The organism is Flavobacterium sp. RSB2_4_14, assembly GCF_051547085.1.
Taxonomy (GTDB): domain Bacteria; phylum Bacteroidota; class Bacteroidia; order Flavobacteriales; family Flavobacteriaceae; genus Flavobacterium.
This window is the reverse complement of the sequence record NZ_JBPTTL010000038.1, coordinates 1-232: the sequence shown is the minus strand read 5'-3', so window position 1 is coordinate 232 and position 232 is coordinate 1. Positions and strand designations below refer to the sequence as shown.

The window sequence follows — 232 nt, the reverse complement described above, 5'->3', positions numbered from 1 at the left end:
CCAATCCCACCAACACAACCCTACACACTATGTGATGAGGATCAAGACGGTTTCACCAGCTTTGATTTAACCACACTAATCCCTGATTTATTACAAGGCGCTGTATACACTATTACCTTCCATGAAACCCTATCCGATGCACAATTGGGCAGCAGTCCTATTGACACCACACAACTTTATGACAACATCAATCCGTTTGTACAAATCCTCTACGTAAGAGCTGTTGACCCAA

1 protein-coding gene is annotated in these 232 nt (G+C 43.1%); it reads left to right on the top strand.

The window, feature by feature from the left end; genetic code table 11:
- A partial coding sequence (locus ACSVH2_RS14160; protein WP_438093828.1) for a hypothetical protein occupies positions 1-232 on the top strand: 232 nt, incomplete at both ends.